Source organism: Enhygromyxa salina (assembly GCF_000737335.2).
Classification (GTDB): Bacteria; Myxococcota_A; Polyangia; order Nannocystales; family Nannocystaceae; genus Plesiocystis; species Plesiocystis salina_C.
This window is the reverse complement of the sequence record NZ_JMCC02000026.1, coordinates 1-12370: the sequence shown is the minus strand read 5'-3', so window position 1 is coordinate 12370 and position 12370 is coordinate 1. Positions and strand designations below refer to the sequence as shown.

Here is a 12370-nt window from a genome sequence, read left to right as displayed (position 1 = left end):
GTCGCCAGCGTCCGAATCCGCTATCGTGAGCGCCCGTGCGCTCCGCCACCGCAACCTCGCTCGTCGCGCTCGCGCTCGCCGCTTGCACGCCACCCGCCGCGAGCGACGAAGCCGACACCAGCGAAGCGACGGACGCCGGCACGGAGTCCGACACCGGCGGCGAGCCGCACCCTTGCGATCCCGCGATCGAGCTCCCCACAAGCTCGCCCGCTGCGATCGCGTGGCAGCCGATCGGGGAGCTCACGATCGACGACGCCGGCCACAGCGGGTGGATCGAGATCCCGATCGCCGCCGGCCAGCGCTACCTCGCGGTCCGCAGCGTCAACCTGAACGGCGAGCCCACGACCCACGAGCTGCTCTGCCACGATCTACTCGAGGCCCGGCTCAGCGACGGAACGGAGCTGATCCCCGCCGCCAACGCCGAGCTCCTGCCCACCCACCAGCGCAGCTACCAAGGCCCTGGCGCGGGCGTGTTCGTGTTCTCGAGCGCTCTCGAGCCGCTCGCGGGGCCGGATGTCGTCGAGCTGCGCGTCCAATTTCGGGACTGCGCGCTGCGGGTTGGCGCGACGCGGCTGCGGTTTCCTGACATGCCCACGCAGATCCGCGTGGACGCGGCGTCCGAGCCGATCCCAAGCCCCGAGGCGTCCGCGCGCGTGGCCGTGCGCATGTTGATCAGCGAGGACAGCGGCTGGGCGCCAACGACCGAAGACCCCGCGCTCGCGCAGGCGTGGGCGGTCGCGGTTCAGCGCTTCGCGGCGATCGGCGTGCAGCTCGAGCTCGAGGCCGAGGGTCGAGTCGGGCCGGTCGGTCAGCTGGACTACGAGGGCGAGATGTTGCCGATGCGGTCGCTGCACGACGAGGTCCTGGCTTGCCTGCGTCGGGACGCCGACGACGCGCGCTTCGTGCCGGTGGTGCTGGTCCCGTGCATCCACCTCACGGATCAGATCCAGATGACAGCCAGCTTTCCGCTGGGGCAGGCCACGCGGATCCCCGGCGCGCTCGATGACGCGACCTCGCCCTCGGTCGTGGTCGTGGCCGCGGGCGCGTGCGACGAGGACGGCGAGCCGGCCCCCAGTCAGTCACCCGAGCGGCACGGCGTCGTGCTTGCCCACGAGATCGGCCACTACCTCGGGCTGCATCACAGCGATGCGCCGCTTGGCGAGCACGCGGCCGGCGAGGCGAGCGAGCAACTGATGAGCTCGGGCATCGCGACCTCCGTGGAGGTGGACCAGGCGTGGTTCTCTGCGGGGCAGGCACAGATCCTGCGTCGTCACCCGGACCTCGTGTTCGAGTGACCCCCGATCACCACCACGAGCGCGACACGAGATGAGCAACGAACAACGAGTCGCAATTATCACTGGCGCCGCCAACGGGATCGGCCTGGCCACCGCGCAGGCGTGGGGCTGTACGGAAACTTTGGCCAGACCAACTACGTCGCGGCCAAGGCGGGGGTGATCGACATGACCAAGGTCTGGGCGCGAGAGCTCGGTCGCTATGGGATCACGGTCAACGCGATCGCGCCCGGCTTCGTGGCCACGGACATGGTCCGGCAGTTGCCCGCGCACGCGCTCGAAGGCATGGTCGCGCGCACGCCTGTCGGGCGGATCGGCGAGCCCCAGGACATCGCGCGGGCGTACCTGTTCTTGGCGGATCCAGGCTCGGGCTTCATCAGCGGGGCGGTGCTCAGCGTCGACGGCGGCATGATCGTCGGGACCTGAGCGGCCAGGGCGAAGCCGGCGGCGACATCAGGGTAGACAAGCGCCCCCGGTTTGCGGGACGCTCCCCGGCATAGACCCACCCGGAGACCTGCCATGCGCTTTGTGAACTCACCCTCGATGTCGACCCGCCTGCTTCCTTTCTTGTGCCTGTCCGTGTCGTTGATCGTGGGGTGTGGCCCCGACGCGCCGGCCGACGAAGACGCGGGCGAGACCACGGCCGCCTCCGGTACCGCCAGCGAGACTGCAGCCGATACGTCGACCGACGACGGCCCCGATCCCAGCACGACCACGACATCAACCACCACCGACGGCAGCTTCGTGTCCGACGAGGGGCCCGACTCCGGAATGGACACCGCCGCGCCGGGCAACCTGGGCGACATGTGCATGTCCGACTCGGAGTGCGCCGAAGATCTGTTCTGCAATGGGGTGCCCGGGTTTGGCGGGGTCTGCTCGGAGTGCGGCAGCGATTCGGACTGCCCCGACGGCAGCAACTGCACGTTCTCGGGCGCCTGGTTCGCGTGCGGCGACGGGGGCCAGGGCCAGATGTGTGAGAGCGACAACGCCTGCGCCGACGGCCTGTACTGCGCCGAGGTCATCGATCTGGGCGGGCTGTTCAACGGGAACTTCTGCTCGGAGTGCGCCGAGGATGGGCACTGCCCGCCCGGCCAGCTGTGCGCCCCGCAGGTCGACTTCATGGATCTCATGAACATTGGGGGCCAGCGCGCGTGCATTGATCCCGGGACCGCCCCCAACGACTCGCTGTGTGACGCCAACGGCAGCGGCAACGAGCAGTGCGAGGGCTTCTGCACCACCGCGGATCTGATGGGCTTCATCCAGCTCGGGGTCTGTGGCGAGTGTGAGTCCGATGCCGACTGCCCGATGGGCAGCTGCGTGCCGGCGATGATCGGCTTCGACGGGTTCTCGGGCTCGGTCTGCGGCTGAGGGTTTGTCGGGGTCTGTGGCGAGTGTGAGTCCGATGCCGACTGCCCGATGGGCAGCTGCGTGCCGGCGATGATCGGCTTCGACGGGTTCTCGGGCTCGGTCTGCGGCTGAGGGTTTGATGGGCCGTGACTTGGTCCGCCCCCCTCGTTCTCTGTATACTCGCGGCATGAACCCCGTTGGATCACGTTCAGCGCAAGCCCAGGGGCTGGGCTTGCTCGCCGCGTTGCTGCTGTGCACGACCGCCTGCACCAACGAGATCACCGCGACGCTGAAGATCGATGACAAGAGCTTCGTGCCGACCTCATGTCGCGCGGGGCAGCTCAACGGCTTCGCGGGGGTTGATCTGATCGACGACGCCGGGCAAACGCTGCGGCTGGTTCAGAGCCCCACGAACGAGCCAAATGCGATCCTGCTTGGCGACAAGGCCGTCGAGTTTGGCGCGTGCGGGAGCTTCAGCGTCGAGCGGCAGACCTCTTCGGTCAATGACATCACCAACGTGATGGGTGAAGCCAAGCTCGAGTGCGAGGCCGAGGGGCGCAAGGTCTCGGGCACGGTGACCTTCAAGAATTGCCACTGAGGTGTTGCTGGGCTCAGCCCAGGTGGATCTGCCCAGCCTCGACCTTGGCGATCTGCCCGCCATTGATCAGCACCTGATCCGCAGCAACATGCGCCGCATCGCTGGCGCGGTAGTCGATCACCCCAGCCTGCACCTGGTCGAGCTCGGCCACCGTGCGCAGGCTGGTCTTGCTCGACTGCACCACCCGATCCGCGACGGTCTCGATCACCTTGCCCACAAACGTGGAGTTGGTCACGTGGGAGAACATCGATCGCAGCACGGCGGTGCCCTCGTCGAACACCATCCGCGCGAGCTTGGCTTGCACGCGGACCTCCGCCCCCGTGATGCCAACCTGCGCGTCGCTGCGCAGCTCGACCCCCGCGCTCGCGTGAACATCTAGCTGACCGTTGACCCGCAGCGCAGCGTCGCCATTGACGCTCAGGGTCGCGACCCCGGCCGCCTCGGCGCGCTCGAGCACAGCGAGCACGAAGCTGCGCTCACCTTGCGCGACGAACCACACCTCGTCGCCGATCTCGGGCTCGAGCAGGCAGCTGGCGGCCCGCTTGGCCTCGAATTGCCGCCCGTCTGCTTCCAGCGTCCAGCTGCCGCCAGAGCCAGATCGCCCAACCGTGATCGCGGTCCCCTGGCGACCGGGGGCAGGCGTGGTGTTGGTGACGAGCTCGAGTTCGCGCAGGTGGATGTTCATGGTCAGAACTTTGGCTTCCAGTTTTGCGCCGCCGCGAGCTCGGGATCGGTGCCCAGCGTGACGGCGCGGTTGGGGATCACGGCGCCGTCCTCGACGACGTTGTGCAGCTTGGCGCGAAACATCTTTGCGCCGGTGAAATCGGCCTGGCTGATGTCCGCTTCGGAGAAGTCAGCGTAGATCAAGTTGGCGCTGGCAAACGACACGCCCTTGCACGTGGCCTTGTGCAAGATGCACTGGTACATGCCCGCGCCCGCACAGCTGGCGCCCTCGAGGTTGGCGTTGACGAAGATCGACTGGCTGAGCTTGGTCTGGCGCAGATCAGCGCCGCGCAGATCAGCCTCTACGAACAGCGCGTTGTTGGCGTTGGCCTTGGCGAACAGCGCCCCGGCCAGCTTGGCGCCCTTGAAGTTGGAGTTGTGAAGGTCTGCGTCGCTGAAGTTGCAGCCCTCGAGCTCGGCGTCGGTGAACTGGGTGTAGGCCAGGCTCGCGCCCGCGAAGCTCATGCCGCTGAGCTTGGACTCGAGCATCATGACGCGGTGGAAGCTCGCGCCCTCGAACAGGGTCGAGCGCAGATCCGTCTGGACCAGCGTGACCGCGTCCAGCTTGCACCCGCGAAAGTCCACGCCGTCGAGCGCGTCCTCGAGGTAGATCGTGCGCTCGAGCTTGGCGTCGTTGAACAGCGCGTTGCTGAGGGTGCACTTGGCAAACACGGTCAGGCGGGCGTCGGTGTTGCGAAAGTCCGCCCCGGTCGCGTCGACCTCGTTGAACTTGGCGGTGGTCATTGCGGCGCCGCTGAGGTTCGCGCCAGCGAGCTTTGATCCGACGATGTTGGCTTGGTGGAGGTTGGCGCCAACCAACGAGGCACCGTCGAGCGCACACTTGATGAAGCTGACCTCGCGCAGGTCCGCGCCGTCGAGCTGGGCGTTGGACAGCTTGGCCTCGCTGAACACGCCGCCGCACAGGTTGACGCCGCGCAGGTCCAGGCCGCTCAGATCGTAGCCAACGATCTCGCGCCCGCCGTGCACGAAGGCGGCGAGCTCGTCGGCGGTCTTGGGCACCTTCCACTGGGTGGGGTCGTCCATCTTCCGCGTCATGCTGGCTCACTTGCTTCGACGTGGCGGGGATGGATCCGAACCTTGGTCAGCAGCGCCTCGCCGAGCTGCACGGTGGCGTCGGATCGGACCCGGGCCATGTCGGCCCCGTGCAGGTTTGCGCCGCGAAAATCGGCGCCGTAGAGGGTGGCGCGGGCAAAGCTCGCGTTCATGAAATTGCCGGACATCAGCTCGGCGTTGCGCAGATCCGCGACCTCGAACTTGGCCTCGCGGGCGACGACTTGATAGAGCTTGGCGTCTGCCAGATCGCACTCGGTCAGGTCCGCGCGATCCATGCTGGCCTGGCGCAGATCTGCGCCACGCAGCGACATCCCGCGCAAGTTGGTGCCCAGCAGCGAGGCTTGCGTGAACACGGCGCCGTCGAGCTTGGTGCCCTCGACGAAGCGGGCGTTGTCGAGGCGCGCCCCCCGAAATCCGACCTCGCGCAGATCCGAATTGAGGAAGGTTGCCCCGACCAGCGAGGCGCCGTCGAAGCTGGACCCGCGCAGATCGTTCTCGAGCAGGATGCACTTGTCGAGCATCGCCCCGGCGAAGTCGGTTGCGCTGAACCGGGTCCTGGCTAGCACCGCGGTCTCGGTCTTCATGCCGCGGGCGTTGACGCGCTCGAACTGGGCCCCGAAGAAGGTCACGCCGACCAGCGTGGCCCGCTCGAAGCTGGCGTCCGCGACCTCGGCCTCGAACAGGGTCGCCTTGCTGAGATCCGCGCCCGTGAACACGGCGCCGCTTATCTTGGCCCGCCCGATGTTTGCGTTGACCAGCGAGGCGCCATCGAAGCGGGTACCCGTGAGCTTGGCGTGGGCGAGCACGGCGTTGTCTAGGTTGGCGCCGCTGAGGTTGGTGCCTTCGAGAATGGCGCTCTCGAGCAGCGCACCCGACAAGTTCGCGCCCGCCAGATCCATCCCGCTCAGATCCGCGCCGGTCATGTTGAGCGTTGCAAAGTCTTCGCCGTTGGCGATCGCCATGCGGACCCGCTCGCGCGTGGGCGCGGTCAGCTCGGCGGGCATCGGCGGGGCCGGAGACTGGAGGTGGGCCTGGATCCGGTAGGCCTCGAACTGCTTGCGCTCGGACTCTGCCCACTCGGCGTAGAGCTTGTCGTTGACGATCATCCCCTCGATCTCGTCGTTGATCACGCCAGCCGAGCGGGAGTCCATTGCCAGCTTTTGCAGCATCCCGAGCATGAAGTCGGCGGTCCAGATCGGCGGACCGACGTGGCCTGGGCCGGCCTGCTCTTCGCGCACGGTCTCGCTGGTGAAGCCCTCGATGTTGGCGTCGTCGACGATCTTGTCGATGTCGGCTTGGGCCTTGGCGGCCTTGGCCTCGAGCTCGGCCTTGGTCACGGCGGCCTCGGCCTTGGCCTTCTCGAGGGTCGCGGCGGCCTCTTGAATGCTGGGCGCGGGCGGCAGCGGCGGGACCTCGAGGGGACCGTGAATGTCGGGATCGAGGCCATGGCCGGCGACGATCGCCCGCGCGTCGTTGGCGACCTGAACCTGACGACGGTGGAGGTTTTGCGCCGCGAAGTTGCCAAACTTGGCGAGCTCGACGTCCTCGTCGAGCGGGGAGGGGGCCGGGCCGAGATCCTGGGGCAGCAGCTCTTCATCGCGCAGCGAGGCGATCGGTCCATTGTCGGGATCGAGCCGCGCAGCCATGGCCTGGCGATAGTGCTCGAGCTCGCGGGGCCGACCTTGGTGCTCGGCGGCGGCCATCAGGTGCAAGATGTCCTCGCCCTGCTCCTCGGCGATGATCGTGGAGCCCGACCAGATCAGCACGGCGAACTCCGCGTCGGGAAAGAACCACAAGGTCTGCAGCGCCAGCGGAATCTCGTCGATGACCTCGGGCGCGACCTTGACCTTGGCCTTGGTCTCGGGGATTGGCGGCCGGGGTTGACCGACTTGGTGGGAGCGGCTCACGAACACCCGGGCGCGAAACCGGGGCAGCTCACCCTCAACGACCTTGCTGGGGTGCAGGTTGTCGAAGCGGTAGCGCTCGCCGCCCTCCCAGAACCCATCGCGCCGCTGATCCGGGCAGGCGATGTTGTGGATCTCCCAGTCGACGTCGCGGGCAAACCCAGGGAACAGGTTCTCGAGCCAGTGTTGGTCGTAGGTGCCGGCCAGGGCGTTGCGCTGGGGCCAGCTGATGTCCAGCGGCCCAAACCCGGCGGGGTCGGGTCGGTCGCCGGGCGCCGAGATGGGCTCGCGCGGGGCTTCGATGTTGGGCAGCGGGACGATCTGCACGCCCTCGATCTCGACCTCGCTGACGCCCTTGCCGTGGGGATTCTTGGCGTAGTCCTGGCCGCCAAACGCGTGGGCCCAGTCGAGCGGCATCTGGGTGAATGGCCGCGGCTGGGTGGCGCTGCGACCGGTCCAGTAGCGGTCACCGTAGACCGCGAGGTCCTTTTGCAGCGAGCCAACCGCTGCCCGCACGGCGATCGCCGGGACCGGCTGGCCGCCGGGTGCGAACGCGCTGCCGTTGACGAGGAACTCGCCGCGCGACTTGGGGATCGCGGCATCGAGGGCGCCCTCGGCCCCGAGCCGCTCGGCCACGAACTTCCACATCGCGACCTCGTGCAGCATCGAGTCGGTGCGCCCGAGCTGGATGAAGCTGAGGGCCGAGACGCCCATGTAGAAGCGCCGCCCGTGCTCGAAGCAGCGGGTCAGGATTCCGAGCTGGCCTGGCTTGAAGACTTTCACAGCAGTGACGAGAGGCCGAAGCTCCAGATCCCGATGGCGCCCAGCGCGACGGCTTGGCCGCGCGACTCGATCACCATTGGTTCGTTGGCCATCGCCGCCATGGCGGTGGAGATCGAGATGTTGCAGGCCTCGAGCTTGGTGCCCGTGGTTGCGATCGCGAGGCCGACGACGTCGAGCTTGATCCCGGCCATGCCGATCTGCCACGAGAACGCGTCACCCTGGCCGCCGCCGACCTTCCAGAAGTCCACGTCGACGGTCTTGGTGCCGCCCGGAGCGAGGACCGTGAAGCCGCCGGTTGCGGTCACCAGCATGGAGCCGGCGGTGGTCATGTTGATGCCGCCCGCCGCGGTGATGTTGAGGTTGGCCGGCGTCGTGGTCGTGATCCCGCCGGTGATGGTCTCGGTGAGCGAGCCGGTGATCGTGTCGTTCACGCCGCCGCTGACGGTGCGCGTGACGCTGCCGCCGATCGTCTCGGTTTGATCGGCCGCGATGTCGCGGGTCTCGGTCGCCGCGAAGGTCTCGGACACGGCGCCGGTCACCGTGCGGGTCTCGGTGGCGTCAATGGTCTCTTCGAAGTCGCCGACGACGTGGACCGTGCGGTTGCCCGAGACGGTCATGTCTTGGTTGCCGTCGATCGTCTCGCTTTGGTTGCCGTGGACGGTCTGGGTCTGATCGACGTCGACGTTGTTGGTTTGGTTGTTGCCAACCGTGGTGTTGTGGTCGTTGAGCACGACCTCGTTGAAGTCCTTTTGGGCGTGGATGTAGATCTCTTCCGCGCCCGCCGCGTCCTCGAAGCGCAGCTCGTTGAAGCCGCCGCTGCCCGGCGAGCTGTCGGACTTGATCGTGCTCTTGGTCTTGTCGCCCGGGAGCGGGTAGGGCGTCGCGTTGGCGCCGTTGTAGAGGCAGCCGGTCACGACCGGTCGATCGGGGTCGCCCTCGACGAAGGTCACCGCGACCTCCATGCCGATCCGGGGCAAGAACACGAAGCCCCAGCCGTTGCCGGCCCAGGGCTGGACCACGCGGATGAAGCACGAGGAGCTCTCGTCCGAGGCGCCGTCCCGGTCCCAGTGGAACTGGACCTTGATGCGGCCGTGCTCGTCGGTGTGGATCTCTTCGCCGGCCGGGCCCACGACGGTCGCGGTCTGCATCGCGTGGATCCGCGGGCGCGGGGTCTTGCGAGTGGGCCGCCACTCCACGTCGATCGGCACGCACTCGAACCGGTTGGTGTACGAGTCCTCGGCCGGCGCATCGCTGGCTTCGCCGCCGTCGGCCTTGCTGGACCCGCCGCTGGCTCCGCCGGTCATGTAGTTGCCGGCGCTGTGGTCGACGCTGACGACCAGGTACTGCCCGTCGAGATCGGGCTGGGGGTGATCGAGCAGCTCGAACTTCATGCCCGGGCTGAGCCCGGTCGCCGAGGAGACGCCGACGCTGCGGGTCGCGTCGCGTTGGTGAACGACCCGGCGCAGGCGGACCTGGTTCTCGACGGCCGCGAAGTCCAGGCCGGCGCTGCGATACCCGTAGAGCGTGGTTGGCTCTTCGTGCTCGTAGTCTTCGCGCTCGGGCCCAAACTCTGCGCCGTTGACGAAGCCGAGGTCGGTGACGGTGTCGTCTTCGCTCAGCTGCGCGGGGCCAGGCGCCATCCAGTCGAACACGGCGGTGCGGGCCACGGTCTGGCGCAGCTTGGACTCGCGGCGAAACCCCTGGATGTTCTCGCGCATGCCCGCGCCGTCGCCCCGCAGGACCACGGGCAGCACGCCGTCGTCGTTGCCGTGGGAGATCAGATCTTCGTAGGCCGAGGGGTCGTCGATCAGGGTCAGGGTCTCGACGTCGGTGTGCCGGAAGCAGTACACGATGCCGTACTCCTCCATGAGCCGATCGACGAACTCGAGGTCGGTCTCGCGGTACTGGACCGTGTACTCCTGCGGCTCGTAGCTGCCGGTCAGGAAGTCGGTGTTGACGCTGCGCTCGAACGGGGCGAGGCCCTCGTCAAACACCTGCGCGAGGATGTCCGGGATCGTCATGTCCTGGAAGATCCGGCTGGTCTTGCGATGCGCGAGGGCGATCAGCGCTGGGACCACCGTCAAGTTGGCGACCACGTGATCGGCCTGGCTCAACCCATCTTCGACGGACTCGATGATGCCGAAGAACTCGCGCTGCATCGTGCCGCGCTCGACGGTGACGTTGCACGAGGCCCCGAGCATGGCGATTGGCTCGGCGCCCGGGTCTTGGGTGCGCAGCTCCACGCGGAGCTGGTAGGGCTCGTTGAAGCGCTCCGACAATGAAAAGCCCGAGACCTCCCATTGGATGTCGGAGCTGGCGTCGCAAAAGAAGCGCAGGCGCACGATCTGTTGTTCGGTAGGTTCACTCATGGCGACAAGATCAGGACCTTGACCTGGCTGGGCACGGCACGAACACCCGGACAGTTGGTCGAGTTTTGCAAAGAGGCACTGGTCACGCGGGTCGCAGGCAGGCCACCCACCAAGGTCGTGAAGGCGCCGGTCAGGTGGCGCGACGGGCCCATCACAATGCCCGAGGCGACGCCGGTGGCGACGCCCGCGTTGTCGCCATTGGTCATGGGGATCGACGTGCCCATGTTGTGGGCCGGGGCGCACATGAACAGCACGTTGTAGGCCGCGGGCACGCCCATCGGACCGGCGGTGATGTTGGGGTAGGGGATCGGCACGGGCCCGGCTGGGCTCGGGGTCAGGCAGACATCTGGAAAGCCAGTGTCCATGCCCATCATCTGCGTGTTCGCGAACATTGGCGGGTCTCCGGTGGCGGCAGATTCTATCATCAACACGCGGGCGCCATCGCGAATTTGGAGCGGCCTCGCCAAGATCGGCGGCATCGCGGCTTTGAGCGGTCTAATGGCCGCTAATGGAGCGTCAGCGAGAGATCATCACGGACGCGATGCACATCTCTTTGTCGTCACCCCACCACTGATCTCGGGGGGCTTCGCCGTCCGGTTGGTTGGCCTGGTTGTTGTCGAAGTGGCATTCGACGTACAGGCGATCTCCGAACTGCACGGTCACCGGCTCGGTCAAGAAGTACTCGCCCTGCCAGGCGAAGTCCCAGTCTTCGATACGACCTGATACGACCCGATGCGACCTGCCACCGGTTGGCCGCCGACCAACGTTCTGCGTCAGTCGTTGCGGACGATCGGCGGCGCGACGCGATCGAGCGCGCGCTCGAGCTCCGAGCAGCGCACGCGGATCGTTGCCAGCATGTCGCGGATCTCGGTCAGGTCCTCTTCGCTCATGCTGGCCGCCGCGTCGAGATCACCAAACAGCTCGTCGGGGGCCTCGGCGGTCTTGCGCAGGCGATTGACCGATTTCACGAAGCGCGGGAGCCTGGGCCGGCCGCCACGACTGGCGCGCGCGGGGCTGCGCTTGCGGGCGGCGACGGCTTCGCGCTCGAGATCGGCGACCGTCCAGGTCTCATGGATCGCGGCGTCGAGCAGGCGACGTTGGTCGAGCTCGGGCAAGCCCAGGACCAGGCGCAGGTGGCTGATGCCGAGGCCCGCCTCGGCCCAGCGCTGCAGCCCACCAAGCCGCGAGCTCAGCTCGTACAGGGCGATCGAGCGATACAGCGCGGAGCTGCTCACGGGCAGGTCGCTGCGGCGCGAGAGCGAGCGCAGCGAGTGGGTCTTGGGTCCGCGGCCGCGCCAGCTCGAGAGATCACCCTTGTACAGGCGCTCGACCACGAGCCGACCGATCTCCACGGCCTGCTCGACGCTGAGCTCCTTGCCAAGCTCCGACAGCTGCGCGGCGAGATCGTCGATCCGCGGGGGCGGTTCACCTGCCGACAGGCGGGGACGGGTAGGGGACGGGGCCGGGGCTTCGACAATGGAAAGGTGGCTCATGGGGCTCGGTGGAGCGCGGGGCTCTTACCGGTAGTCACGGCGCGTCGATGATTGATTGCTTTTTGTTGGTGGCTGCTTGGATTCGCCACTAGAGACGGGGAAACACGAGTCCGCTCAATCGCAGCGCGATCGTGAACCCGTCGACCCAACGTCGATCCAGGTCGCTCGCGACCCAATCGCCCGGCGCTGGCTGGCAACCAGCGTCCACGCAGTGTTGCCAATGGAAATTGAGCTGTGTCGCGAACTCGAGACCGATCGAAAAGTCGGCGAGGATCCAGCCGTCCAGGATCAGGGCGGGCCGAACCAGCGCGCCGCTGGAGCTGAGTTGGAGGGGGGCGACGTCGCGCGTCAGCACCCGCTGCGACCAGCCCAGGCCAAGCTCGAAGCCCAGGTCCACGCGGCTGTCCGCCCCGGTCGGCGTTGCGAGAGGAAGGATCCCGCGGACCGCGAGCATGCCGGCGTCAGACGTGCCCGTAGCGAACGAGCCACCCGGGCGATGCGCCTGGCGAACCCACGCGCCCGAGAGGTACCAGTTGGGGTTGAAGCGCCAGCCAGCCCCCAGCCGCAGCGCGACCCCCGGCGCGGGGCCACGGCCCCCGGCTTGGCGCCGACACACACCCGCGTAGAGCAGCGCGGGCTGACACAGGGCGAGCCCGATCGCGACGTCGAGCCCGATCCCGTGTCTCACCGGCGGGCCGTATAGCGGCGACGTTCGTGGGTGTTCGGCGGGCTCGTGACGTGGGGGCTGGGGCTGGGGCTCGTGGACCGGGCTCGCGGGCGCGGACGC

General features: G+C 67.8%; 11 protein-coding genes and 1 pseudogene. 4 read left to right on the top strand and 8 right to left on the bottom strand.

Features of this window, described 5'->3' with window-relative positions:
* Nucleotides 1–35 precede the first annotated feature (35 nt).
* From DB30_RS11300 to DB30_RS11285, 4 genes and pseudogenes are all read left to right on the top strand, one after another.
* Complete coding sequence (locus tag DB30_RS11300; RefSeq protein ID WP_052548412.1) at nt 36–1295, top strand: hypothetical protein; 1260 nt, start codon at nt 36–38, stop codon at nt 1293–1295.
* A gap of 102 nt (nt 1296–1397) precedes the next feature.
* A pseudogene (locus DB30_RS11295) lies at nt 1398–1718 on the top strand (SDR family oxidoreductase); the annotation flags it as partial.
* Between the two features lie 117 nt (nt 1719–1835).
* Nucleotides 1836–2660: a hypothetical protein gene (locus tag DB30_RS11290; RefSeq protein WP_146658514.1), complete on the top strand. Its 825-nt coding sequence runs from the start codon at nt 1836–1838 to the stop codon at nt 2658–2660.
* 166 nt (nt 2661–2826) lie between these two features.
* On the top strand, nt 2827–3237 hold the full coding sequence (locus tag DB30_RS11285) for a hypothetical protein (RefSeq protein WP_052548410.1): 411 nt from the start codon (nt 2827–2829) through the stop codon (nt 3235–3237).
* Between the two features lie 13 nt (nt 3238–3250).
* On the opposite strand, the gene DB30_RS11280 is transcribed toward DB30_RS11285, so the two are convergent.
* The 8 genes from DB30_RS11280 to DB30_RS11245 all read right to left on the bottom strand — a co-directional run bounded on the left by DB30_RS11280 (nt 3251) and on the right by DB30_RS11245 (nt 12271).
* Entirely contained in the window at nt 3251–3922 is a 672-nt protein-coding gene (locus DB30_RS11280) for a DUF3540 domain-containing protein (RefSeq protein ID WP_052548409.1), read from the bottom strand.
* A 2-nt stretch (nt 3923–3924) separates the two neighbouring features.
* Nucleotides 3925–5016, bottom strand: a complete 1092-nt coding sequence (locus tag DB30_RS11275; RefSeq protein ID WP_052548408.1) for a pentapeptide repeat-containing protein — start codon at nt 5014–5016, stop codon at nt 3925–3927.
* Nucleotides 5013–7721: a DUF2169 family type VI secretion system accessory protein gene (locus DB30_RS11270; protein WP_052548407.1), complete on the bottom strand. Its 2709-nt coding sequence runs from the start codon at nt 7719–7721 to the stop codon at nt 5013–5015. Before DB30_RS11270 ends, DB30_RS11275 begins: the two co-directional genes overlap by 4 nt.
* Nucleotides 7718–10090, bottom strand: a complete 2373-nt coding sequence (locus DB30_RS11265) for a type VI secretion system Vgr family protein (protein ID WP_146658513.1) — start codon at nt 10088–10090, stop codon at nt 7718–7720. The genes DB30_RS11270 and DB30_RS11265 overlap by 4 nt, the downstream gene beginning before the upstream one ends.
* The gene (locus tag DB30_RS11260; RefSeq protein WP_052548405.1) at nt 10087–10482 is read right to left on the bottom strand and encodes a DUF4150 domain-containing protein; all 396 of its coding nucleotides are present in this window, start codon (nt 10480–10482) and stop codon (nt 10087–10089) included. Before DB30_RS11260 ends, DB30_RS11265 begins: the two co-directional genes overlap by 4 nt.
* A gap of 124 nt (nt 10483–10606) precedes the next feature.
* Nucleotides 10607–10765, bottom strand: coding sequence for a hypothetical protein (locus DB30_RS11255; RefSeq protein WP_153258292.1), 159 nt, complete (start codon nt 10763–10765; stop codon nt 10607–10609).
* Nucleotides 10766–10863: 98 nt separating this feature from the next.
* The gene (locus tag DB30_RS11250) at nt 10864–11583 is read right to left on the bottom strand and encodes a large conductance mechanosensitive channel protein MscL (protein WP_052548404.1); all 720 of its coding nucleotides are present in this window, start codon (nt 11581–11583) and stop codon (nt 10864–10866) included.
* An 88-nt stretch (nt 11584–11671) separates the two neighbouring features.
* Complete coding sequence (locus DB30_RS11245; RefSeq protein ID WP_052548403.1) at nt 11672–12271, bottom strand: hypothetical protein; 600 nt, start codon at nt 12269–12271, stop codon at nt 11672–11674.
* Nucleotides 12272–12370: the final 99 nt, after the last annotated feature.

What these genes read in the sequence shown, in the direction of transcription:
- DB30_RS11275 (WP_052548408.1), bottom strand. Translation starts at nt 5,016, where the DNA reads ATGACGCGGAAGATGGACGACCCCACCCAGTGGAAGGTGCCCAAGACC.
- DB30_RS11250 (WP_052548404.1), bottom strand. Translation starts at nt 11,583, where the DNA reads ATGAGCCACCTTTCCATTGTCGAAGCCCCGGCCCCGTCCCCTACCCGT.
- DB30_RS11265 (WP_146658513.1), bottom strand. Translation starts at nt 10,090, where the DNA reads ATGAGTGAACCTACCGAACAACAGATCGTGCGCCTGCGCTTCTTTTGC.
- DB30_RS11285 (WP_052548410.1), top strand. Translation starts at nt 2,827, where the DNA reads ATGAACCCCGTTGGATCACGTTCAGCGCAAGCCCAGGGGCTGGGCTTG.
- DB30_RS11290 (WP_146658514.1), top strand. Translation starts at nt 1,836, where the DNA reads ATGTCGACCCGCCTGCTTCCTTTCTTGTGCCTGTCCGTGTCGTTGATC.
- DB30_RS11280 (WP_052548409.1), bottom strand. Translation starts at nt 3,922, where the DNA reads ATGAACATCCACCTGCGCGAACTCGAGCTCGTCACCAACACCACGCCT.
- DB30_RS11260 (WP_052548405.1), bottom strand. Translation starts at nt 10,482, where the DNA reads ATGTTCGCGAACACGCAGATGATGGGCATGGACACTGGCTTTCCAGAT.